We start from the raw sequence: 22,492 nt of genomic DNA, 5'->3' as shown, positions 1-22,492 counted from the left end.
CCGGTGTTATGGTGCGGAACCGGCTACTCCGCTGCTTTGGTAATCGGGTTCACCGAAACGTAGGTTCGGCCGTTGGCTTTTTTGTTGAAGGCGACTGCGCCGGCTTCGAGCGCAAAGAGGGTGTGGTCCGTGCCCATGCCTACGTTGGTGCCCGGATGCCATTGCGTGCCGCGCTGACGAATGATGATGTTGCCGGCAACCACGGCTTCGCCGCCGAACTTCTTCACGCCGAGCCGCTTGGAATGCGAGTCGCGACCGTTGCGCGACGAACCGCCAGCTTTCTTGTGTGCCATCTAACTAACTCCGATGCGCCCTGGGGGCGCTTGAATTGTCTTATGAACGCGTTCGCGTTCCGTTTCAAGTCCGTACCGGCGGCAGCCGCCGGCCCGTCTTACTTATTCGTGCGCCTTACTTCTTCTTCGCCAGTTCCTTGGCCTGCTCGCGCCAGTCCTTGATCTGGTCGGTGCTGAACGGCATGTGCTCGTCGATCTTGGCGACATCCTTGTCGGTCAGCTTGGCGAGCTGCGCGAAGGTGATGATGCCCTGCTCGTTGAGGTCCTTCGCAGCGACGGGGCCGATGCCCTTGATCACGGTCAGGTCGTCCGGCTCGCCCTTCGGCGCCTTGAACAGCGGCGCGGCAGCGGTCTCGGCAGTGGCGTCGTCCTTCGCAGCCGCCTCTGTCTTCTTGGCCTTGGCTTCCTTCGGAGCGGCTTCGGCCTTCGCCTCGGCAGCGACTTCAGCCTTGGCTTCGGCCTTCGCAGCAGCCTTCTTCGCCGGCTTGGCGCCACCCAGCAGGATCTCGGAAATCCGCACGGTGGTCAGCAGCTGGCGGTGGCCGATCTTGCGGCGCGAATTCTGGCGGCGGCGCTTCTTGAAAGCGATGACGGTGCGGTTCTTGCCCTGCTCGACAACTTCCGCCGTGACCATGGCGCCATCGACGAAGGGTGCGCCGAAGGTGACGTTCTCGCCCTCGCCATGCGCGAGCACATTGCCGATCTCGACGATATCGCCGACCTTGGCTTCGACTTTCTCGATCTTGAGCAGATCGTTGGCGGCGACGCGATACTGCTTGCCGCCCGTTTTGATGACTGCGAACATTTTTTGCCTTTCGCTGTTCGGTCGGCCTCGATGAACCGCCTCAAGCGGTTCGGCCGTCTTTTTGTCAGTCTGCGGGTTCAAAAAACAAGCGGCGCGGAAGAGCCTCCACGCCGATTGCGGGCTGTCCCTAACCGATGGTTGCGCGGAAGTCAAGGCAATGAGCCTTTCCGGGAGCCAGCACCGGCGCAGCGTCCGGCGCTGGTGGTAGCTTGCAGCCTGTGCCAACCGCCCCACGGTCAGCCGACCCTCAAGGGGCAACACGGCGAGGACGCGCTGAAACCTCGCTTGCGGCGAAGACCGAAGCAGCGTGCCCTGCCGACTTTCGAAGAAGCTGGAAATCCGCCAAGAGGGCCTTGTAACTGCTGCAGTCAGCCGTTATCTAGTGCGCCGCGCCGGCAACGGCCGACCATGACCTCGCGGAGAGGTGGCAGAGTGGTCGAATGCACCGCACTCGAAATGCGGCATACTCGCAAGGGTATCGGGGGTTCGAATCCCTCCCTCTCCGCCATTTAGCTTCCATAATAATCGTTTCCTTTCAAAAGCTTCCTTGTTGCGCTTGACCAGCGCGAAGCGAAACTTATCTTAGACTGTGTAACAAACTGTGTAACATTAGAGAAAGATAATGCGACGTTCCGCAGCGCCAAAGCCGCATAAACGTGAAGGCATCTGGTATCTCGTCCGCAGGGTGCCGAAGGAATTCGCGGCGTTTGATCGCCGCTGCCTAGTACGCATTTCCACGGGCGTCGCCGTGGCTGACGATCCCCGCGGTGTACGGGCGCGAGATGCAGTGCAAAGCCTCGGCGCGGGGCTGGAGGCGTATTGGCGTAGACTGCGGGAAGGCCAATCCGCCGAGGCGGGGCTGCGTTTCGAAGCCGCGAGGAAGCGCGCGCGGTCATTTGGATTGGCCTATCGCTCTAACGAGGAACTAGCAGCGGGGCCGCTCGACGAACTCATGGCCCGTATCAAGCTGCTCCTCGACAAAAAATCGATCGAGGACGCGCAGGACGTCTCGGCCGTCATGGGTGGGGAGAAGCGGCCAGCGGTCCGCCTGAGCGGTCTTATCAAGGAATTCGAGACGATCGAGCAACAGAACTTGCTGACCATGTCGCCTAACCAAATCAAGAAATGGCGTAACCCCAAAAAGCGCGCAGTTGCCAATCTGGTTGGAGTCATTGGCGACAAGGAGATCGCAAGCCTCACTCGGGACGACGCAATCGCGTTCCGCGAGTGGTGGCAAAAGCGGATCGTTGAGGATGGACTTGATATCGGTACGGCCAACAAGGACATCGGCCATGTTTCGAAAATGCTGCGCGTCGTCGATCTGACTCACCAGCTCAAGCTGGAGCCGGTTTTTCGAAACCTGCGTCTTTCCGGCGCCGTCCCCGGGCAACGCGCTGCGTTCACAGCGGAGTTCATTCAGGAGAAGATACTCGCTGAAGGCGCGCTCGACGGACTCAATGACGAAGCCCGCCATCTAATCTATGTGATTGCCGATACCGGACTCAGGCTTTCTGAAGCGGCAAACCTCACCACCGAAACAATCCACCTCGATCAAGAAATCCCGCATGTGCGGGTGCGCCCCAATGGCCGTCGCTTGAAGACCGGTCATTCAGCCCGTGACATTCCCTTGGTTGGCGGCGCACTTGCAGCCATCAAGCTCCATCCGGACGGCTTTCCTCGTTATCGCGACAAGGCCGCGTCACTTTCAGCGCTCGTCAACAAGGTGCTCGCCAGCAAGGAACTTCTGCCGACTTCCGAGCATAGTCTTTATAGCCTGCGACACACTTTCGAGGACCGGCTGACGGCAGTTGAGGCGCCGGAGAAGGTAATTGCTTCTCTGATGGGCCACAAATGGATCCGGCCCAAATACGGCGCGGGACCTTCGTTAGCGCAAAAGCGCGAGTGGCTTCAAAAAATCGCTTTTACCCCGCCCGGGCGAATGTGATTGCGGCGCCATCCAGGCCTTGAGAACCAACCTCACGGCTCCAGCTGTCCGAGCCATTTAGGTTGAGCGTGGCCAGCACGCGCTGCGCTCGCTCGCGATTTCCGAGCTTCCGCCGCATTTGTTCGACCTCGTATTCCAGCCTTTCGAAGGTCGGTATATAGGCATCTCCATGCCGGATGACCAAGTAGGCGGCAACAGCTAGACAGCATTCTAGCTCCGTGGCCGATGGATCGGAAAAAGGGGCGACGCCATACCAAGACGAGCAACGCCTCTCGAGGGCTTCCGAACTAGGCAAACGGCCAGCATGTGGCATGGGATACAAACCTATGCCTGATCGACGAACCTAAAGTGCTCACGAAGCTTGACCGGTACGCGGGCCATCGGAGGGTTCTGCCTAAAACCGCCAAAAATTTTGAAACACCCATTCATCCGGCTCGAATTCAAAGGGATCGGCGATTTTTGGGTTATGGCTTGCAAGCATAGTTCAGCCCAGACAAGAACGCCTGATATCTTGTCGTTCACTGTCACCCTGCCAAATATGGTGCCGGTGACAACGGCAGTTTGGCGAGCAGAAGAATTCCCGAGACTGAGACGTTCTACGGCTTGGCCCATGTTCGCGCTCCTCCTCGATTGGAGACAGGATGGGCCATATGGAAGCGAATAAAAGGAGGTTGGTGACGAGTCTCGGTAGTGGAGTAGAAACGGGTGGAAAAGCTTGCGCTATTCGCCGTCGGCGCCGCTAAGCGCATTTGAGAGAAGGGGCAACGATCGCCAAGAGATGACGTCCGATCGCAAGCCGGCTAGAAATGCGACAGTGACGCGCCTTTTTTGGCACGACCTTAGCACCCGATCGGGCCTCAGCTGGTCGTCGTTGCGCAGCCGATCGGGTGCGATTTTTATAAAGCTCTCTTGGCTTTAGCTTTGAGAGCCCGTCATCGAGACAAATGCAAGGGAACGGTCCCGCCCCCTGGGGACATTCGACATGCCGTGGCAGCTTCCTATGGTGAGCCAGCGCATTCCGATACACGTTTTCCGCGCTCTACCGTTGCTCCAGCACCTGTGCTGAGGCTGAGCGCTTGATCAGGACCCGACCGCTGCTGTTGCGGGATGGTGACTGGGTTGAGGTCGCGAAAACCTTGACCGCGGGTACGTTGTTCATCCAGATGAGCGCTGAGCCGAGAAGCAGCCAAGAACGCTTCCCGTAATCGAATCCTACGGGAACCGCGAAACCAGCGTCCAAGGGACGCAATTCTCCGACGTCGTTCACTCAAGCTCATCTCGCAACTTGAACGCTTGTATGAAGCCGCTGCATGTGCGCCGGTGGACCGGATTGCTGCTATCCAAACCACGTGCTCAGTTTCGCCCCCGTAATAACTCTACCGTCCGAAACGGCTTTCGCGCGTCAGGTCCACCCCACATGAAAGTTCCGCGAGCAGCACGGACGGAGAGGCCGGTCACAACTCCTTCGCGTGCTCTTTTACTACCGAATCAAGTGCCAAATGGAGAGGCACTGCCTTAGAGAACAGGAAGCCCTGCGCGGTTCTGCAGCCAAGCTTGTACAGAGTTTGCCGATCTGCCTCTGTTTCAACGCCCTCGGCCATGACCTCGATCCCGAGCGTCCTACCAAGGTCAATCACCGCTTTGACAAGCAGCCGATTCTCCCGGGACTTGGCTAAGCCGCGAATGAAGCCCTGATCTATTTTCACTTTCCTGATCCGACTGTCCTTGAGCGATGCCAACGTCGAAAAACCGGTGCCGAAGTCCTCGAGCGCGATAGAAATGCCAGCATGTGAAAGCTGGCCGAGCTTTTCATCCACTCTGTCCGGATCCACTGGGGCTTCTTCGGTAATCTCGATGTCGAACATCGTTGCAGGGAGGTCTTTTGCCGCCAGACCATTAAGAATCATCTCGTCAATATCGCCAGCTTCCAACTCGCGCGGTGAAACATTCATCGCCACACGAACATCACGACGGTCAGCTTTGACCAAGCCCTCGATAAGAGCGCAACAGTCGGCGAATACCGTTTGAGTTAGCAGCTGAAGCATTCCAGTTTCGCGTGCCGCTGTCATGATCTCGGGCGGAGAAATGGGACCGTGAAGCGGGTGAGACCATCTTAGCAAGGCTTCAAAACCGACGACGCTTCAGTTTCGAGTCTTACGATTGGCTGAAACCAAGCGACCAAGCTTCTCATCGTTATCGCCGAATGAAGATCGCGTTCGATTGACTGGCGGCGTTGCAGTTCCCGGGCTAGCTCGGCACCGAACAGACAAAATTCATTCCTGCCGCGGCGCTTAGCTGTGTAAAGGGCGATGTCGGCCCGCAACAACATTTCCGTCAGTCCGGGGTTTTCAGCCAAGTAGATTCCTATAGACGCTCCAATGCGGACGGATGCGATCCCAGGATAGGGGCGAGCAAGCTTGGCTATGAGATTGGACGCGAGATTGGTGGGAGAAGGAGAATTCTTTCGCGAAGAAAAAACCAGCACGAATTCATCCCCACCGATGCGGGCGAGCGTTGAGCCCTCCGGTGCTTCTTCCTCTATTCGGCGGGCGATCCTGGCAAGCAGCTCGTCACCCGTTCTGTGACCGTAGGTACCGTTGACAGATTTGAACCCGTCCAGATCAATCAGCATGGCCACAAAGGGTCCATCGGTGTTCTCAAACTGATCGATTGCATGTTCGAGGCCCCGCCTGTTGAGGAGCGCGGTAAGATGGTCCTCCCTGGAATTGCGCTCCATTTCCGCGGCAAGCCGCTCGGCTTGATGTCTCAGGCGGCTCGCGTCACGGAAGCGCGCTTGTCCAACGAACGAGGATCGAACCAGGCCGCCCTCGAAAAGCAGGACGGCAAAAGCCAGAATGTAGTTTTCCGGGGCTCCCTTCGTCAGCAAACATGCGGCGGCAATGAGGAGTGGCGGTGTGATGAAGCATATCGCTGCCGCAGCATATGAGCTGCCGTACGTGACCGCGCCAGCTGAAATGCCCGCCAGAATTATTAGATGCAGCGATGCTTGAGACGTCGTGTATCCAGCCGTTAGGATGGCAAGGAATGACCAGGTGAATCCCGCCAGAAGAGCAAGCCTGCCAAACCAGCGAAGCCGCAGCCAAACCCGTGTCAGATCATCCTGGACTCCGGGTTCCTTCAGCTGATGACGGGCGAGTGCAAGGCGGGCGGCATTTATCGCATTAACGACCGAAAACCAGGCCGCGCCAGCAAGACCGTTCCCGGAAAGGGCCTGCACGGTCAAAATCAGCCCGGACAGCACAATGCTTATCGGCATTGAGACGAAAAGGCCTGCCCTCAGATCAGCGAGCTGGTCCTGAAGGATTCTCGCCTCCAGCGGATCTTCTTTTCCAAGGCTGGACGGGTCAGCTTGCTTACTCCTGCTTGTCCGCAGCCTATGCAGCCCCCCTGAAGGACGGGTTAATTCTTCAATCGGAGATCAGCGTCGGGGAGCAGGATTACTCCGGTGCATCATGCACTCTCTCCCATCGCTCGCCCAGCACGCGCAAAAATGCGACTGCTGGTGCAGTATCACCGCTGGAGCTCCGCCGATATCCCATGCCGGACAAGGGGAACATGTTGGGCAAAGCGAAGCCCCAGATGCCTTGCAAGCCGTGCCGCCAGGTGGTCTCTGGAGTAGAGTCCAATCAATATGTTCGTTGCATGGTAGAGCGGCGCCGCCGACAGGCGCAGCCGCCTTTCGTATATATGCAGCATGTCGGGGTCGCCAACATTGCGGCCGTCGCGGCACGCAGTCATGATTCCACGGGCGAGTTGCTTCTGGCTGCTGAGACCGATGTTGAATCCGTGAGCGGTCACCGGGTGCATGCCGATGGCAGCGTCGCCGATGAGTGCGGCGCTCGGCGCCCGGAATTTGTGCGCCCAGGTCGTGACCAGCGGATAGGTGTGGCGCTTGCTTGCCAAGGTCATTTTTCCAAGGCGCCCTCGACACCGTTTCGTCAACTCCGACAGGAACAAATCATCATCGAAGGCAAGCAGTCTATAGGCCTCGTTTGAGCGCAATGTGAGCAGCAGCGACGACATGCCCTCCGCGAGGGGCAACATCGCTATCGTCTGATGGTGATCGAACCATTCGATGGCGATCTGGTGGTGGGCGCGCTCGTGCCTCACTCGGCAAATCAGCATCGAGTGGCCAAGCCGGTTGATATCGGCGCCGATGCCTAGCAGATCACGCGTGGCGGACAAACGCGAATCCGCGGCAACAACCAGCCGAGCAGTTAAACGCGCGCCATTAGAGAGCGTTACGACTGCTCCTTCTTGGCTGTTTGTTGCATCGACGACCGAGTGGCCGCACAACAGCCGGGCGCGATCCTGCAAGCGGACGATTTTGAACAGCGCCTCGCGGATCCGGCAATTTGGAACCAAAACCCCCAGCGGTTCTCCAGAGTTGCTGGGAGGATCGAAACGAAGAGCGAATGCGCTCGAGCCGTTGAGCACGCGCGCGCCTTGAAGTGCTGATTTGTCCGAAGCCGGGATGACATCCCAGGCGCCGAGCTCGCGAAGGGTTCTGATCGAAGCGTTGGTCAGCGCGATTTCGCGACCATCGAAAGCCGGATTCGCCAGACTATCGAATGTGTTCTGTTCAACAACTGCCACCTTGAGTTCGCTTTGGGCAAGCGACGCAGCGAACGAAAGGCCGACCGGGCCGGCTCCAACGACAACGATGTCAAAATTATCGTCAGAGCCCATCAGCGTGCCGCCATCCGGTCGCCTATCCTCGTGTAACGGTGGAACTGAGCCGAGTGACATGAGCTCCGTGGCCGCCGCATTGCCTAAAGGCGCTGGGCCGGGAGATTCGCATCGATCGGCAACGAAGCACTCAAAGCGCTCAGAGGTGGATGCGGCTAACCGATCCCGCCCTTTGGCCGCGCAGCCGCGCAGATCGCCGCCAGCAAGCGAGACACTCGCGACGCTGGTCAGCCACGGCCGCGCCGCATCGATCGCCACATTCCACCTGGAACCCTTGCGCATACTACTCACGCTCCACGACGTCGAAGCGGGCTCTCTTGCGAGGGTATCGAACGTAGCGCTCTCTCTCGTCATCCCAGCCAAGGTAGCGGAAACTTTTATCCACGACCGCGCATATCTCATCAAGAACCTGCTGCATGGCTTCGATGTCGATGTCCTTGCAATTCAGTCGCCGATAGAGCAAAGCCCACGCGGCGACATAGTCGTCGAAATAGCGCGCGTCACTCGAACCAATGATCAACTTCGGACGGTTGATCGATCTCGAAAACGCACGTCCCAACCCCGATGATGCTCCGCAGCACGTTGACATCACGAGGATCTTCGGCGCTGGATGCGAGCCCTGGAACATTTCTACGAAGTCAGCCCAAAGAAGGCCACTTTCGACGCACACAACCCATCAAAGGCGAAAGCTGTTGATCGGCCCCCGTGTCCGCGCAGCCACGCGGATGGTCAGCCAGCAAGCGAGATACACACGACGCCGGTCAGCTAATGGCTGCGCCGTAAGCACAAGGCATGGCCGACCACACGACAGAAAACCCAGAACCGTGAAGGTGCTGATAATGACGACCAATCTTTCCGTAAGTCATGCATTTCTCCGTCGAAGACTGGTCAATAGAACACACCGATGAGTATGACCCTGATCTGGATCAGCCAGACATGACCAATCGGCACTGGCGGTTCACGGTCAGGTGATCGACCGTGACGTTCCACTTTGGAACCCGTGCGCACATGGCCAAGCTCTCGTCCGGCCACGCGAGGTACTCTCGTGGCATCAGCCGCCTCATACTGGGTGCAATGGGAGGCAGTCCTTCGCACGACAGAGGCTTTTCACAAATGTAGTGTGCAGCTTAGGTCAAGATGGTCATGGAGCATGGAGCATGGAGCATGGACAGCTTGTTCCCGACCGAGCCGGCTCGACTGACGAGCGCGATCCGCGCATCTTATGCACAGCGGATTGAAATCAGCGTTCCGGTTTGTCGTCCCGATCAATTAGTATCCGCTCGGCGGCTCCGTCGAGATCTTCGTATTGACCGCTTCGCAATGCCCAGACGAAGCCGGACACACCCAGTGCACCCAGAAAAAGGGCCACTGGTATGAGATAGAGCAACGTCGTCACGAGGATTATGCCGAATAGCTGACTGCGGAGCGTCCGACTTTTTGAATAACTTGCAGCGTCGCATTCGCCCCGAAGCCGTGCAAGCGCAATGCGTTTCCAATAACAAGCACCGATGAGGCAGACATGGCAATCGCCGCTAACAAAGGCGTGGCGTGCCCGAGGATGGCGATTGGTACTGCCACCGCATTGTAGACGATCGCAATCGCGATGTTCTGGCGGATCAGGTGTCCCGCCTTGCGCGAGACGTCCAGCGCGAGAGGCACTGCCAGAAGGCTTTCGCGCAGGAATACGAAGTCGGCGGCATTGCGGCCAATGTCGGCGGCGGTAGCTGGAGCGATCGAGACATGCGCCGCGCTGAGCGCCGGCGTGTCGTTGAGGCCGTCGCCAACCATCAGAACCTTGTGTCCGTCTTTCGCCAGGGTCTCGATGCGCTCGACCTTGCCGGATGGCAGCAGGCACGGAACGAAGTCCTTGACACCCAGCATTTCTGCGACTTCACCGCAGGCACCCGCAGTATCGCCCGACAGCATTTCCACTGACACCCCGGCATGGCTCAATTGCCCGATCGCCGCCTTGGCGTCTGCGCGCAGCGCGTCCTCAAAATCGAAGGTCGCGACAATGAACCCGTCTTTTGTCAGCACGGTTCCGCCATGTTTGCCTTCACCACCGGTCCGGGCTCTCCATCCAGCCCATCCGCGTCGGCCTAGCCGCCAGGTGCTTCCGGCTCCAGTGGCTTCGATTCCAAACCCTGGATGCTCGGTGACGGCATCAAATTTGTACTGCCCGCCGGGATGGGCAAAACCGGCTATGGCCTTTGAAAAAGGATGGCGGGAATGCGTAGCCATGTCTCCCGCGACTGCCAGCATGGCCGGATCGATCGACGATGCATTGACCAGCCGGGGCTGGCCGAGCGTGAGCGTTCCGGTCTTGTCGAACACCGCTGTATCAATCGTCGCCAGGCGCTCCATGGCAGAACCGTCCTTTACCATGATGCCGTTCTCAAACAGGCGCCGCGCGGCGACCACCTGAACGATCGGTACGGCGAGGCCGAGCGCGCACGGGCAGGTGATGATCAGAACGGCAATGGCGATGGTTATCGCCCGGTGCCAGTCGCCGGTCACCGCCATCCAGCCAAGGAACGTCGCGAAGGCTGTGAGATGAACCACCGGGGCATAGAGCGCTGAAACGCGATCGGCGATCCGGCGATAATGCGCGCGGCCGCCCTCTGCGGCTTCCATAAGACGAACCATTTCCGCCAGAAACGAATCCTTCGCGGCGGCTGTCGCCTCAATCGTCAGCGGGCCGGTAAGATTGAGCACGCCGGCCTGAACTGCTTCGCCCGGCGCCACGTTTTTCGGCGTGCTTTCGCCTGAGGCCAGCGAGCAGTCGAGATCCGACGTTCCCTGGATGATCTTGCCGTCGACGGGGATCCTCTCACCGGCTGCGATCAACAACCGCATGCCTGGTTCGATCTCGCCGACCGGCAAATAGTCGCGCGCGCCGTCGCTGCGCAGCACCATGGCGCCATGTGCGGCCAACTGGGACAGGCCTTTCACAGCGGTCCGGGCACGTTCGCGCATCACGTGATCCAACGTGCGGCCGATCAACAGGAAGAACAGCAGCGATACCGACGCGTCAAAATAGGCGTGATCGCCATGGTTGATCGTCTCGTAGAGGCTCATGGCGTAGGCGAGCGAAACACCGACCGCGATCGGCACGTCCATATTCATGCGGCCATGGCGCAAAGCATTCCAGGCCGAACGGAAGAAGATGCCGCCGGCGAAGGCGAGGGCAGGAATGGCGATCAGCGCCGAGACCCAGTGAAACAGGTCGCGGGTAGCACCTTCGGCGCCGGACCAGACCGAGACCGAAAGCAGCATGATGTTGCCCGCCGCAAAGCCGGCAACCGCGACCGCGCGGATCAAATCCGATAACGTCCTGTCCTTGTCGCCGACCTCGGAAGGGAAGAGATGCGCCTGGTAGCCTAGCCGCCCAAGCGCGACGACGAACGGTGGGACCTCGTCACCACGCCACCGGACAGAGACCCGTTTCGTCGACAGGTTGACGCGGGCGCTCTCGACGCGATCGAGCTTTCCCAGCGCCGTCTCGATCGTCTGGATGCAGCCTGCGCAATGAACCGTCGGTACTGAAAGATCGGTCTGGTGAAGATCATCGCCAAGCGATCGGCTCGCCAGCCTGATCTCCTGGCTGGACGGCAGGACCGATCCGGTGTTGACCAGATCAAGCGCCATTTCGGCGCCCGGTGCACAACAACTCATTGCAGCGCTCCATTGGAAATCATGATCCGGCGGACGTCGCGATACGGTTTGTCCAGACCGGCGTCGGCGTCGACTTCGACAATCCAGACGCCGTCCTTCGGCATGTGCTGGGCTGCGAATTCCTGGCCCGAGGCGGGTGCGAGGGTGACCGACTTGTCCTCCTTCTCGTACGCGGGATGGCGAAACAGCACCTTGACGCCGTGCAAGGGAACCGGCTTGCCGGCGACGTCGGCGAGGCCATAGCGAACTTCGCCCCATGCGATGGTCAGCTTGCCGGTCCAGCCAAGTGCTGCCTGCGCCCGTCCTTCCTCGGCCTTCTTGTTGAATTGCTGGCTCGCCACATAGGTGTTTTCGACGACGAGGCCAGTCCAGCTTGTGCTGGCGAGCGTTGCCATGGTCAGATTGACTGCGATGACCACGCCGAAAAAGGCCAGGATGATGACCAGCATGTGCCTGCCGGTGAATTCACGAGGCTTTTGTACATTGGCAGTCATCTGAGGGGCTCCGGCGCGTTGAAGGTGGCGGTGTACTCGTTCGACTCAAAGCTGGCTCTGTCCTCGACGCGGAACTTGAAGGTCTGTGCCGGAGCGCGGATCTGGTCCGCCGGCTGGCGAACGAAGACCCTCAGCATTTTCAGGCGGTCGGGTTCGACCGGAATGGCGAAGGAACGGCCTGCGGGGATGTCGTCGCCGACGACGACCATGTCAGCGCCTTCAAGGCCCTGCATGGTTACGACGATCGTCCTCGGCTCGGGGATCATGTTGAGCAGCTTGACGGTATAGCCATTGCGGATGGATCCGTCGGTCAGCGTGACGAACTGGGGATTGCGATCATGCAATACGTTCAGTTCGAGCCGATCGCGCGTCAGCAGCGAATAGAGCAGGCCGAGGCCGATCAGCGACCACAAGCCCATGTAGACGTAGGTGCGCGGCCGAAAGATCTTGCGGATGTGAAAATGCGCCACCTTGTCGGAGAACAGGCCATCAGCGGTCCTGATCAGCGATGGATTGACTGAGCTGGACCCGCCTGCAGTCGCCAGCATCATGTTGGCGTTGTAGTCGGAGAGCGTCGCATAGGCGATCAGCCCACGCTCCTTGCCGAGCTTGTCCATGACGCCGTCACAGGCGTCGATGCAGAGCGCGCAAGTGATGCATTCGAGCTGCTGGCCGTCGCGAATGTCTATCCCCATCGGGCAGACCGCGACACAGGCATTGCAGTCGACGCAGTCGCCCACGGGCTGGCCTGCGGCCAGCACCTTCTTGGCGTGGCGCGAACGCGGTTCGCCGCGCCAGTCATTGTAGGTGACAGTGAGGGAATTTTCATCGAGCATGGCCGCCTGGATGCGGGGCCACGGGCACATATAGGTGCAGACCTGTTCGCGCATCAGACCGCCGAACGTGTAGGTGGTAGCCGTCAGGACGGCGACAGTGATGTAGGCGACGGGCGCCGCAGTGCCGGTGAAGAGCTCGCCGAGCAGCGTCGGTGCATCGGCAAAGTAGAAGATCCAGGCGCCGCCAGTCGCCGCCCCTATGACCAGCCAGATGGTGTGCTTGGACACACGCAGCATGAGCTTGCGCGCGGTCCAGGGACCTGCGTCAAGTTTCATGCGGGCGTTGCGGTCCCCCTCGATCGCACGTTCGACGACGAGGAACAGATCGACCCACACCGTCTGAGGGCATGCATAGCCGCACCAGGCACGGCCGACAGTCGAGGTGATCAGGAAAAGACCGACGCCCGCCATGACCAGGAGGCCGGCCACATAGAAGAATTCCTGGGGCCATATCTCGATGAAGAAGAAGTAGAAGCGCCGGTTCGCGAGATCGAGCAGGACTGCCTGGTCCGGGGCAAATGGACCGCGAGCCCAAGGCAGCCACGCAGCCAGGTAGTAGATGCCAAGTGTGATCGTCATCACCAGCCATTTGAAGCGACGAAAGTTGCCCGAGGCGCGCTTCGGAAAGATCTTTTGACGCGCGGCATAAAGCGGCTTGCGGGTTTTGGCGGAATTGACAGTTTCTGTTTCGAGCCGTGTCAACTGCGTCTTATCACGCATGTGCAACTCCACTTTCCCAGCCAATGTCAGGGGCACCTGTCGTAAAGCCTCGCGGTAGGATAGCCTTGCCGGGTTGTGCAGATCGCATTAGGGATGGTGTCGAGGCCCGGCTCACGCCGGGCCTCGTCCGCTTGGCAGGGGGGACCGAAGAATAGGACTTCCATTCCTATTCTCCGCCGCCAAGCGAATGGACATAAACTGCAAGTTCCTTGACCTTGATCTCGCCGAGACGGCCAACCCAGGCCGGCATGACGCCCTGTTTTGGCGCACGGACCTGTGCGGCGATGGCTGTCTCACCGGATCCATAGAGCCAGATCGCATCGGTCAGGTCGGGGGCGCCGAATTCCCTGTTGCCTTTTGCATTGTCGCCGTGACAGGCGACGCAGTTCTCGGCAAAGACCTTGGCGCCGGGTTGGATCAGACTTGCATCGCGGACCTTGCCGGAAAGGCTGGCCACGTAGGCGCTGACTTGTGCGATCTGGTCGGCGGTAATGATGTCGCCGAAGGCCGGCATTTCCGACAGGCGCGTGTCCGGATCGGATGCGAAGCGGATGCCGTGCGTAATCGTCTGCTGGATCTGCTCGGCCTTGCCGCCCCATAGCCAGTCGTCGTCGTTGAGATTGGGAAAGCCCTTGGAACCTTGGGCGCCGGAGCCGTGACATTGTACGCAATTGACCTTGAAAGCGGCGCCACCGGCGGCGATTGCGAATTCGCGCAGGCCGTCGTCCGCGGAGATCTCCGAGACGCTCTTGGACTCCACCGCCGAGATATATTTGCCCTTGGCGGCCTCAGCCGCAGTCAGCTCGTTCCTGACCTCGTTGCGGCTGGAATAGCCGAGCACACCCTTCGTCGCCGAGTGCAACAGAGGCCATGCTGGATAGGCGATGGTGTAGCCTATCGCCCAGACAATGGTGACGTAAAAGGTGATAACCCACCATCTGGGAAGCGGGTTGTTCAGCTCCCGGATGCCATCCCATTCGTGGCCGGTGGTCGAGACGCCAGAGATTTCATCGATATGCTCGTCGCTCATGATCACTCGTCCTCGAGCGGAATGCGGGCCGCTTCGTCGGCCAGCCTTCGGCTGCCGGGGCGTAGGGCAAAGGCGATGCACCCCACGAAGAACAGCGCCATCGCAACCAGGCCCCAGCTGTCGGCAAACGCCCGCATCAAATTGTAGGTCATCAGCGTTCTCCTCAGCGGTAGCCGGCGGCTTCGTCGTAATTTTTGAAGTCGACCAGTGTGCCAAGCATCTGCAGGTAGGCGAGCAGGGCATCCATTTCGGTGACCTGTTGCGGGTTGCCGTCGAAGTCGCCGATCTTGGCTTTTGGGTAACGCGCCTCAAGGCCTGATGTGTCGGCATTGGGATCGGCCTGCGCCGCCAGATCCGCATTGGCGTGGACGATCATGTCATCGGTGTAAGGGACGGCTACAAGCCTGTTGGCGACCAGATGCGTTGAGAAATCCTTCACGTCGATCGGCGTGTCTTTCAGGAACCCATAGCTCGGCATGATCGATTCCGGCACCACCGAGCGCGGGTCGGTAAGATGCGCGACATGCCATGCATTCGAGTAGCGGTCGCCAACTCTGGCGAGATCCGGCCCGGTGCGCTTCGATCCCCACTGGAAGGGGTGATCGTACATGGACTCGGCAGCTAGGCTGTAGTGGCCATAGCGCTCAACTTCGTCGCGGAACGGCCTGATCATCTGGCTATGACAGAGGTAGCAGCCCTCGCGCATATAGATGTTGCGCCCGACAAGTTCGAGCGGCGAATAGGGGCGCATGCCTTCCACCTTCTCGATCGTATTGTCGAGATAGAAGAGAGGCGCGATCTCGACGATGCCGCCGACCGTCACCACGAGCAGCGAGCCAACGAGAAGAAGCGTGGCGTTCTTCTCGATGATTGCGTGTTTGTCCATCAAGCCCATTACCTGGCTCCTGATCGCGCAGGTCGGATGGCGACGGGGCTCGGCATCGGCTCCTCCTCGCGCTGGTGGCCGAGGATGGTCCTGGTGATGTTCCAGGCCATGATCAGCGCGCCGGAGAGGTACATGGCCCCACCGATGGCGCGCATGACATAGTAGGGGTGCATGGCGGCGACGGTCTCGGCGAAGGAGTAGACCAGGAAGCCCTGCTCGTCGTATTCGCGCCACATCAGGCCCTGCATGACGCCGGATACCCACATCACCGCGGCGTAGACAACGATACCAAGTGTCGCCAGCCAGAAATGCCAGGTGACCAGCCGCAACGAGTAGAGCCGTTGCCGGTTCCAGAGCTTCGGCACCATGTAGTAGATTGCGCCGAACGAGATCATGCCAACCCAGCCGAGCGCGCCCGAATGGACGTGGCCGATCGTCCAGTCGGTATAATGCGACAGCGAATTGACCGCCCGGATCGCCATGATGGGGCCTTCGAAGGTCGACATGCCATAGAAGGCGACGGCCATCACCATCATGCGTATGATCGGATCGGTGCGCAGCTTGTCCCAGGCGCCGGACAGCGTCATCAGGCCGTTGATCATGCCGCCCCAGGACGGCATCCACAGCATGATCGAGAACACCATGCCGAGCGTCTGCGCCCAATCGGGCAAGGCGGTGTAGTGCAGGTGATGCGGCCCGGCCCAGATGTAGAGAAAGATGATCGCCCAGAAATGGACGATCGACAGCCGGTACGAATAGACTGGCCGGTTCGCCTGCTTGGGCACGAAATAATACATCATGCCGAGGAAGCCGGCGGTGAGAAAGAAGCCGACCGCGTTGTGGCCGTACCACCATTGCGTCAAGGCGTCCTGGACCCCTGAAAAGGCGGAGTAGCTCTTGGAGCCCAGGAACGAGACTGGTATGGACAGGTTGTTGACCACATGCAGCATCGCGATGGTGACGATGAACGACAGGTAGAACCAGTTGGCCACGTAGATATGCGGTTCCTTGCGCTTCAGGATCGTGCCAAGGAACAGAATGAGGTAGGCGACCCAGACGATGGTCAGCCAGACATCCACATACCATTCGGGTTCGGCGTACTCGCGGCCCTCGGTGATGCCGAGCAGGTAGCCGGTCGCGGCCATGACGATGAACAGCTGGTAGCCCCAGAAGACGAACCAGGCCAGATCACGGCCGAAGAGGCGGGCGCGGCAGGTGCGCTGCACGACATACAGAGACGTGCAAAGCAGCGCGTTGCCGCCGAAGGCGAAGACGACACCGGATGTGTGCAACGGCCGCAAACGACCGAAATTGAACCAGGGCTGGATGTTGAGATCGGGGTAGGCGAGCTGCAGCGCGATCACCACGCCGACCAGCATGCCGACGACACCCCAGAACACGGTGGCGATCGCGCCGTAGCGGATCGGACCATCCATGTAAGCGGATGGGTCAATCGGAGCTGCTGGCTTGAACTCCGTGTTGCGCAACAGGATCGCAGTGAAACCAGCCACTGCGAAGAACAACACCCACATGTGTCGGCGGAAAGGTTCATCCACGCCGAAGCCGGCGGCCACCAGGGCCGCAAAAGCGAACACGCTTAGAAGGACGATCTCTGTGCCGAATTTCATTGCAGATCCCGATCTCGAATCTGGTGGATGCCAAATCCGCAGCGCACTAATCGCGCAGCCGCCGCCCCCTCGCCCTGATCTATGTCAGGCCGCAAGATTTTGTGTCGGCGGCGCAATCAGCAGGTGGCGAATGAACGAGGAACGCAGCGCGGGCTCACCCCCCTCATGGAAGGCGTTCCCTGGGTTGGGCGGGCGCAGACGCGATCGCTGAGGCGAAAGCTGAGGCCCTGCGCGCGTTGGATGCTATTGCCGATGCCCTGCCAAACGTTGTTCGGATCCCATTGGAAACGAACGCGATCGTTCCGCCGAGCCGTGGCAGATTAAGGACCATGCTTCGCCGGTATGTGCCGAAACACACCTGGCGATTGGTCACGTTCCTATCAAAGCCCGAAAGCTGTTTGTCTCGACCGTGACGCCGCTTCGTCGAAGGCGCGGCAACATCGCATTAAAAGGCAAACACGGCCCGCCCCGGAGTCATGCGACATGGCCTCGCCGCTTAGGGCCGCTCGCGTCCGCCGCCACAGCGCTTCTCCAGACGGCTTATGCTGTCCACCGTCACATGGCGTGCGTTCTCAATCCGAATCACCCCGTCAGCCCGCAATCGCGTCAGTTGGCGGCTCACGGTCTCGTTGGTGATTCCAAGGAAATCAGACATTTCGACACGCGTCAGCGGCAGATCGAAGGACGCCGACCCGGAAGCCGCATCGAGACTGGAATCGATATTCCGGGCCATCATGAGGAGAAAAGTCGCTACCTTTTCCGGAGCTGTCTTGCGCCCCAGCGTCACCATCCACTCGCGCGCCTCATCGAGTTCATTCAGCGTCTGTTTGAGCAGGCGATGCTCGAATTCCCGTGACGCCTTCATCATCCGTTCGACGGCCGCTCGCGGAAACGAACACAGCGTGACTGCTGTTGCCGCTTCCGCATTGATCGAGCTTTCCACCTTGAAAGGACGTCCCAGAAAATCCGGTGCAAACTGGAGACCGACGATCTGCTGGCGCCCATCCGACAGGCTCTTTGATAGCTTTACAACGCCTGAAAGCACGTTGGAGTAGCTGTCGACGTTCTGTGCCTCGCCGGTCAACTCCATTCCTGACTCGATCCGGCGACGCGAGCAAGTCTTGGCGAGCCCAACCAAATTGTCTGGATCGAGCGCACCGCAGACACCGCGACGCCGTGCCTCGCAAGGGAAGCAAAGAACAGGAATGCCGGAACTATGAATGTCTTGCCGAAAGGTCATGCGTTCGCCTTACCCGATCCTAACTGCCGGCAGGATACCCATCCAGGGTAGAGAAATCCTGCGGCGGTTTGTCCATGAGCGCGGCTGATCGAGATCAGGGTCTGCTTCAGCGATGCGTGCAGTGTTCCGGCGGGCAACACGGTGAACGCGAGATGCAATCGGAAATAGCTGTCAAACTCAGCGAGAACGTCCCACGCTACACCAGCTATCCGACGGCGCCGCATTTCCATTCGGGGATCGATGCTGCCATTTACCGTGGCTGGTTGGAGACGCTGGAAAGCGGCGACGAAATCTCGCTGTACCTGCACATTCCTTACTGCGACAAGCTCTGCTGGTTCTGCGCCTGCCACACCAAGCAGACGCACCAATATGAGCCGGTGGCCGCTTATCTGCGCTCGCTGAATGCCGAAATCGTCACGATTGCCGGTCTGCTGAGCGGCAAGGCACATGTCCGTGCAATCCACTTCGGTGGCGGTTCGCCAACTATTCTGAGGCCCGATGATATGGTTGCTCTTGGAGCGGCCTTGCGGGACAGCTTCGACTTTCTCCCGGATGCTACGGTCAGCATCGAAATCGAAACCAACGACATGGACAAGGCGCGCCTTGATGCACTTGCTCAAATCGGCGTAACCCGGGCGAGCCTCGGCGTGCAGGATTTCGATCCGCAAGTGCAAAAAGCAATTAATCGTGAGCAGAGTTTTTTGCAGACCAAGGCAGTCGTCGACGGGGTTCGTTCGCGGGGCGTCGAATCGGTCAATCTGGACCTGCTCTACGGGCTCCCGAATCAGACACGCGAGACGATCTGTTCCACGGTGGCGCAGGCACTGACCTTGGAGCCAGACCGGATGGCCCTGTTCGGCTACGCACATGTGCCCTGGTTCAAGAAGCATCAGACGATGATCGACGAGGCATGGCTGCCGAGTCCCACTGAGCGTTTCGCCCAATCTCAACTCGCGGCGCGGGCAATTGTCGCCAAGGGATATGAGGCAATAGGACTCGATCATTTCGCGAAGCCCGACGATGCGCTGGCCATAGCGGCCCGCGCAGGGGTTTTGCATCGCAATTTTCAGGGCTACACTGAGGATCGCTGCCCGACACTGATCGGACTTGGCCCTTCGTCCATCGGTCGTTTTCGCCAAGGCTACGTGCAAAACATGGCTTCGACTGCCGGGTACGGGCGCATGGTTGCGGATGGCGGGTTGGCTGCCGTCCGCGGCGTTGCCCTTTCCGACGACGATCGCGTCCGTGGCTGGATCATCGAGCGGCTGATGTGTGATTTTGCCTTCTCGGCAGTCGATCTGGTGGAGCGGTTCGGCAAAGCCGGCGAGCAGCTCCTTCATCGCTCGAGGTCCATCGCACTCCACGATCCTGCCCGAGCGCTTGAATTCGATGGTGACAGTTTCCTCGTACGGACTGAAAGTCGCCCCTTCATTCGAACCATCGCGGCCAAGTTCGATACATATTTCAAAGGGGGAACGGCGAGGCACTCGGTGGCGGTCTGAGCAAAGCACAGTGCGCTCGCCGTTTGGTCGATCGGCGAACCAGCTGCGTTCGTTTTGACCGCTCATAGGCGACTACCGCATCAAATCGAAAATGCAAACTTAGGCTGTTGCGCGGTATCTCCTTCCACATCCTCTCTTGCGCATACCTACATTCCAAGGGGTTTGATCCTATGCTTCGCGAGGAGCAGGTAGGTCGCGACAGCTAGGCAATGTTCCAGCTGCCCTAGCGGAGGAGTCACGATTTTCCGGCAAGCTCCGTCGGCAGACGTTCTTTTCTGGCCCTGGCAAAGGCTCGGTCGCCTTCCAGAAACGCCGCCAGCATGAAAGGGATGAGTTCTGCCACGGTTTCAGACTGACCATAGGTCTGACGGTAAAGTGCAGCATACTCCTTGAGTGTTTGGCTCAGCTCCGCGCTGACGGTAATGGTGATCTTCGAAGCTGTTCGGTCCGGAAGTTTTCCAAGTTTCAGGTCAGCCATGATAACTCCTGCTCAACTGGCGTATGGCCGCAGCACGATGTCCTTGTGCACGATGACGCGCAGTGGCCAACCTGGGCGGACGACGATGGTGGGCTGGATATTGAGGTTTTTTTCGGTGATGCGCTGGCCGGCTCGACTGGCGTTCTGCTGGGCTGATTCCCGGATCGCCTTGACCAGATCGCTCTCGTTTTCGCCGAGGCTGAATTCTGTGCCGACACCGAGCAATGTGGCAAGCGCCACTCCCTTGATCATCTGCCAAGTGTGGAAATCGACTTTGTCTTCCAGCCCTGCGTAGCCGGCGGTGTCGCTCGCGGGCAGATTGTCGATTTCGGCCGACGAGCCGTCGGGCAGCAGAATGCGCTGCCAGACCAGCAGCGCTCGCTTTTGCCCGAACGCGACGACGCTGTCGTAGACGCCGATAAGACGTGAGCCCTGCGGAATCAGCAATATGTTGCCCGTGACCGTGTCGTGCACATTTTCGGTGACTTGCGCGACGACAAGGCCCGGCAAATCGGAATTGATGCCGGTGATCAGGCTGGCGGCAATCACGCTGCCAGCCATCAGTTGATATGGCGAGATCGGCGTCTGAAGCGCATGCGGATTGTAGATCCCGCCAGTGCTCCGCTGGCTGAGAAAATCAAGCTTTCGCTGCTGATTGTTCTGGTCGCCTTCCGCCGCCGCCACCGAGGCTGACGCGCGTCCTGCTTCGGATTGGGGAAGCGCCTCAAATGGATGCTGAGCAGTTTGCACGCTCTCTCCGACATCTGTCTGTTGAGCTCGATTTTCGACGCGGAAAAGCACCCGCGATTCACGCGCTTCGATCGCCTGCTGCGCTAGACGCTGCTCCTCGGCCGAGATGTCTTGGCCCGGCACGATGCCGAGCTGGCGCTGCCGCTCGAGGATGGGGCGGCCGAGGTCGCCCGGCAAAGGTAGCCCAAGGACGGGAGGCTTTGGCTTCATGCCGGAATAGTCATGGGGAAGCGTATCGAGTCCCTCGGCGGTTGGTTTGCGCTCAGTGTTGTAGAGATCTTCCGCCTGATCCCTGATGCGAAGGGCCGGCCCCTGGAGGGCGATCATGGTAACGCCGAAGACAGCGCCGGATCCGAGCGCTGCGATAGCGATGATCACACCGCGCCTGAACCGCACCACGCGGCGGGGAGAGGCCCGAAGCTGCAGTTCCTCGGGATCCAGTTTCGGCGGGATGCCAGAGCGGGAATTTTCGATCATGAGCCCTCACCTCGCCGGCTGCCGCGAAAGAGCGAGATCCGCCGTTGCGGTTGCCTGCCGTCAATCCTGCTGATGCGGATCACCTGCTGCCGCTTGGTGCCGAGGCGAAGTTCGGCCGCGGCGAAGAGCCGATCGACGATGTAATAGTTGCCGCGCACGCGATAGTTGACGAGCTCGCTGCTCCCATCTGCGCCGACGATGAAGAGTGGTGGCGCCTCGCCCTGATCTATGCGACGAGGGAACTCAATATAGACCTTGCTGCCGTCGTCGAAGGCTCGCGTCGGTCTCCAGGGCGGTGTGTCGCCACTGATTGAGTAGCGAAAGCGAAGGTTTTCGAGCGCGATGTTCGACGCGACCGGTGTAACTGCCTCGGCTTGAGCATTGCGCTGGCGAAGCGCGATGATCTGGTCTTGGCTGTAGGTCCAGGAGATTGCCGCCATTGCGGTCTTCTCGGTGCTTTGAAGCTGCAAATGATAGGTCCGCCGGTCCGTCGTAATGACGACATTGGTGGCAAGACCCGGCGCGAAGGGTTTTACCAGAACATGGGTGCGCTGATTGTCACCGGTGCCGCTTGCGGTATCGCCAATGACCCAGCGCACGGTGTCGCCAGCCGACACGGCGGTTAGTTTCTCGCCCGGCTGCAGAGCGATGTCGGTCACGCGCTCCGGCGCGGCATAGAGTTGATAAAGCGCGCCATCGGTGAAGGGGTAGACTTGCACTGCATTAACATACCCGTACTTGGTGGGTTGCTGGGTCGCGGCTTTGTTGGCATCAGCGACGCGTTCTTCAGGAGGGCGCTTGTCCTCGGCCTTGCCGGGCTCGGGCTGCATTTGGCCAGGCAGCGGCAGTGGTTTTGGCACCTCGACAATTCTAATCGGCCTCTCCGGCGCTTTTTCGATCGCGGCCGGTTTGAAGTCGGCAGCGTCATAGGAAATCTCAGGCGGCGGCACCTTCTTCGATGCACAAGCGGAAACGACCGCTGCCGACACCGATAGGATCAGCACGGCACGAATCGGTGACATT

At 59.7% G+C, this 22,492-nt stretch carries 20 protein-coding genes and 1 tRNA gene; 3 read left to right on the top strand and 18 right to left on the bottom strand.

Annotated elements, in window-relative coordinates:
* Positions 1–23 precede the first annotated feature (23 nt).
* Both rpmA and EJ074_RS19550 read right to left on the bottom strand, forming a co-directional pair.
* Positions 24–293 carry a 50S ribosomal protein L27 gene (gene rpmA / locus EJ074_RS19555; protein WP_059189273.1) on the bottom strand — a complete coding sequence of 90 codons (270 nt, stop codon included), beginning with the start codon at positions 291–293 and terminating at the stop codon, positions 24–26.
* Between the two features lie 115 nt (positions 294–408).
* The gene (locus tag EJ074_RS19550; protein WP_095804956.1) at positions 409–1,098 is read right to left on the bottom strand and encodes a 50S ribosomal protein L21; all 690 of its coding nucleotides are present in this window, start codon (positions 1,096–1,098) and stop codon (positions 409–411) included.
* 418 nt (positions 1,099–1,516) lie between these two features.
* Between EJ074_RS19550 and EJ074_RS19545 the strand changes: the two genes are divergently transcribed.
* Both EJ074_RS19545 and EJ074_RS19540 read left to right on the top strand, forming a co-directional pair.
* Positions 1,517–1,606 (top strand) — tRNA-Ser (locus EJ074_RS19545).
* A gap of 114 nt (positions 1,607–1,720) precedes the next feature.
* On the top strand, positions 1,721–3,043 hold the full coding sequence (locus EJ074_RS19540; protein ID WP_126057794.1) for an integrase: 1,323 nt from the start codon (positions 1,721–1,723) through the stop codon (positions 3,041–3,043).
* Positions 3,044–4,497: 1,454 nt separating this feature from the next.
* Here EJ074_RS19540 and EJ074_RS30420 read toward each other — a convergent pair.
* From EJ074_RS30420 to EJ074_RS19480, 13 genes are all read right to left on the bottom strand, one after another.
* Positions 4,498–5,163: an EAL domain-containing protein gene (locus tag EJ074_RS30420; protein WP_245454739.1), complete on the bottom strand. Its 666-nt coding sequence runs from the start codon at positions 5,161–5,163 to the stop codon at positions 4,498–4,500.
* On the bottom strand, positions 5,157–6,305 hold the full coding sequence (locus tag EJ074_RS30415; protein ID WP_245454738.1) for a GGDEF domain-containing protein: 1,149 nt from the start codon (positions 6,303–6,305) through the stop codon (positions 5,157–5,159). Before EJ074_RS30415 ends, EJ074_RS30420 begins: the two co-directional genes overlap by 7 nt.
* A 269-nt stretch (positions 6,306–6,574) precedes the next feature.
* Complete coding sequence (gene ubiM / locus EJ074_RS19530; RefSeq protein WP_185928959.1) at positions 6,575–7,756, bottom strand: 5-demethoxyubiquinol-8 5-hydroxylase UbiM; 1,182 nt, start codon at positions 7,754–7,756, stop codon at positions 6,575–6,577.
* 280 nt (positions 7,757–8,036) lie between these two features.
* Positions 8,037–8,381, bottom strand: coding sequence for a hypothetical protein (locus EJ074_RS19525; protein WP_126057793.1), 345 nt, complete (start codon positions 8,379–8,381; stop codon positions 8,037–8,039).
* Positions 8,382–8,993: 612 nt separating this feature from the next.
* A complete protein-coding gene (gene ccoS / locus EJ074_RS19520) occupies positions 8,994–9,149 on the bottom strand; it encodes a cbb3-type cytochrome oxidase assembly protein CcoS (protein WP_081714250.1) in 156 nt (51 codons plus the stop codon).
* Between the two features lie 5 nt (positions 9,150–9,154).
* Positions 9,155–11,428, bottom strand: a complete 2,274-nt coding sequence (locus tag EJ074_RS19515; RefSeq protein ID WP_126059322.1) for a cation-translocating P-type ATPase — start codon at positions 11,426–11,428, stop codon at positions 9,155–9,157.
* Complete coding sequence (locus tag EJ074_RS19510) at positions 11,425–11,922, bottom strand: FixH family protein (RefSeq protein ID WP_126057792.1); 498 nt, start codon at positions 11,920–11,922, stop codon at positions 11,425–11,427. Before EJ074_RS19510 ends, EJ074_RS19515 begins: the two co-directional genes overlap by 4 nt.
* A complete protein-coding gene (gene ccoG / locus EJ074_RS19505) occupies positions 11,919–13,478 on the bottom strand; it encodes a cytochrome c oxidase accessory protein CcoG (protein WP_126057791.1) in 1,560 nt (519 codons plus the stop codon). The genes EJ074_RS19510 and ccoG overlap by 4 nt, the downstream gene beginning before the upstream one ends.
* Positions 13,479–13,644: 166 nt before the next feature.
* Positions 13,645–14,508 (bottom strand): cytochrome-c oxidase, cbb3-type subunit III, encoded by an 864-nt coding sequence (ccoP, locus tag EJ074_RS19500; protein ID WP_126057790.1) that lies wholly within the window; start codon positions 14,506–14,508, stop codon positions 13,645–13,647.
* Between the two features lie 2 nt (positions 14,509–14,510).
* Entirely contained in the window at positions 14,511–14,660 is a 150-nt protein-coding gene (locus EJ074_RS19495) for a cbb3-type cytochrome c oxidase subunit 3 (RefSeq protein WP_024502864.1), read from the bottom strand.
* Positions 14,661–14,671: 11 nt separating this feature from the next.
* Positions 14,672–15,403: a cytochrome-c oxidase, cbb3-type subunit II gene (gene ccoO, locus EJ074_RS19490; RefSeq protein WP_126057789.1), complete on the bottom strand. Its 732-nt coding sequence runs from the start codon at positions 15,401–15,403 to the stop codon at positions 14,672–14,674.
* The gene (gene ccoN / locus EJ074_RS19485; RefSeq protein ID WP_126057788.1) at positions 15,403–17,022 is read right to left on the bottom strand and encodes a cytochrome-c oxidase, cbb3-type subunit I; all 1,620 of its coding nucleotides are present in this window, start codon (positions 17,020–17,022) and stop codon (positions 15,403–15,405) included. The genes ccoO and ccoN overlap by 1 nt, the downstream gene beginning before the upstream one ends.
* A 496-nt stretch (positions 17,023–17,518) precedes the next feature.
* Positions 17,519–18,262, bottom strand: coding sequence for a Crp/Fnr family transcriptional regulator (locus EJ074_RS19480; protein WP_126057787.1), 744 nt, complete (start codon positions 18,260–18,262; stop codon positions 17,519–17,521).
* A 152-nt stretch (positions 18,263–18,414) separates the two neighbouring features.
* On the opposite strand from EJ074_RS19480, the gene hemN reads away from it, so the two are divergent.
* Complete coding sequence (gene hemN / locus EJ074_RS19475) at positions 18,415–19,764, top strand: oxygen-independent coproporphyrinogen III oxidase (protein ID WP_126059321.1); 1,350 nt, start codon at positions 18,415–18,417, stop codon at positions 19,762–19,764.
* A gap of 235 nt (positions 19,765–19,999) precedes the next feature.
* On the opposite strand, the gene EJ074_RS19470 is transcribed toward hemN, so the two are convergent.
* Genes EJ074_RS19470 through trbG form a run of 3 tightly spaced genes read right to left on the bottom strand, consistent with a single transcriptional unit; the run spans position 20,000 to position 22,491 of the window.
* Complete coding sequence (locus tag EJ074_RS19470; protein WP_126057786.1) at positions 20,000–20,242, bottom strand: DUF2274 domain-containing protein; 243 nt, start codon at positions 20,240–20,242, stop codon at positions 20,000–20,002.
* A gap of 12 nt (positions 20,243–20,254) precedes the next feature.
* Positions 20,255–21,469 (bottom strand): TrbI/VirB10 family protein, encoded by a 1,215-nt coding sequence (locus tag EJ074_RS19465; protein WP_126057785.1) that lies wholly within the window; start codon positions 21,467–21,469, stop codon positions 20,255–20,257.
* Complete coding sequence (trbG, locus tag EJ074_RS19460; RefSeq protein ID WP_127232321.1) at positions 21,466–22,491, bottom strand: P-type conjugative transfer protein TrbG; 1,026 nt, start codon at positions 22,489–22,491, stop codon at positions 21,466–21,468. Before trbG ends, EJ074_RS19465 begins: the two co-directional genes overlap by 4 nt.
* Between the last annotated feature and the right edge of the window lies 1 nt (position 22,492).

The sequence above is a fragment of the Mesorhizobium sp. M3A.F.Ca.ET.080.04.2.1 genome, assembly GCF_003952525.1.
Taxonomy (GTDB): domain Bacteria; phylum Pseudomonadota; class Alphaproteobacteria; order Rhizobiales; family Rhizobiaceae; genus Mesorhizobium.
The sequence above is the reverse complement of the archived record's forward strand: the minus strand, read 5'-3'. Positions and strand labels throughout refer to the sequence as shown.

What these genes read in the sequence shown, in the direction of transcription:
- EJ074_RS19465 (WP_126057785.1), bottom strand. Translation starts at nt 21,469, where the DNA reads ATGATCGAAAATTCCCGCTCTGGCATCCCGCCGAAACTGGATCCCGAG.
- ccoG (WP_126057791.1), bottom strand. Translation starts at nt 13,478, where the DNA reads ATGCGTGATAAGACGCAGTTGACACGGCTCGAAACAGAAACTGTCAAT.
- EJ074_RS19510 (WP_126057792.1), bottom strand. Translation starts at nt 11,922, where the DNA reads ATGACTGCCAATGTACAAAAGCCTCGTGAATTCACCGGCAGGCACATG.
- EJ074_RS19495 (WP_024502864.1), bottom strand. Translation starts at nt 14,660, where the DNA reads ATGACCTACAATTTGATGCGGGCGTTTGCCGACAGCTGGGGCCTGGTT.
- EJ074_RS19515 (WP_126059322.1), bottom strand. Translation starts at nt 11,428, where the DNA reads ATGAGTTGTTGTGCACCGGGCGCCGAAATGGCGCTTGATCTGGTCAAC.
- EJ074_RS19550 (WP_095804956.1), bottom strand. Translation starts at nt 1,098, where the DNA reads ATGTTCGCAGTCATCAAAACGGGCGGCAAGCAGTATCGCGTCGCCGCC.
- hemN (WP_126059321.1), top strand. Translation starts at nt 18,415, where the DNA reads ATGCAATCGGAAATAGCTGTCAAACTCAGCGAGAACGTCCCACGCTAC.
- ccoN (WP_126057788.1), bottom strand. Translation starts at nt 17,022, where the DNA reads ATGAAATTCGGCACAGAGATCGTCCTTCTAAGCGTGTTCGCTTTTGCG.
- ccoP (WP_126057790.1), bottom strand. Translation starts at nt 14,508, where the DNA reads ATGAGCGACGAGCATATCGATGAAATCTCTGGCGTCTCGACCACCGGC.
- EJ074_RS19525 (WP_126057793.1), bottom strand. Translation starts at nt 8,381, where the DNA reads ATGTTCCAGGGCTCGCATCCAGCGCCGAAGATCCTCGTGATGTCAACG.
- trbG (WP_127232321.1), bottom strand. Translation starts at nt 22,491, where the DNA reads ATGTCACCGATTCGTGCCGTGCTGATCCTATCGGTGTCGGCAGCGGTC.
- rpmA (WP_059189273.1), bottom strand. Translation starts at nt 293, where the DNA reads ATGGCACACAAGAAAGCTGGCGGTTCGTCGCGCAACGGTCGCGACTCG.
- EJ074_RS19540 (WP_126057794.1), top strand. Translation starts at nt 1,721, where the DNA reads ATGCGACGTTCCGCAGCGCCAAAGCCGCATAAACGTGAAGGCATCTGG.
- EJ074_RS19480 (WP_126057787.1), bottom strand. Translation starts at nt 18,262, where the DNA reads ATGACCTTTCGGCAAGACATTCATAGTTCCGGCATTCCTGTTCTTTGC.
- EJ074_RS19470 (WP_126057786.1), bottom strand. Translation starts at nt 20,242, where the DNA reads ATGGCTGACCTGAAACTTGGAAAACTTCCGGACCGAACAGCTTCGAAG.
- ccoO (WP_126057789.1), bottom strand. Translation starts at nt 15,403, where the DNA reads ATGGGCTTGATGGACAAACACGCAATCATCGAGAAGAACGCCACGCTT.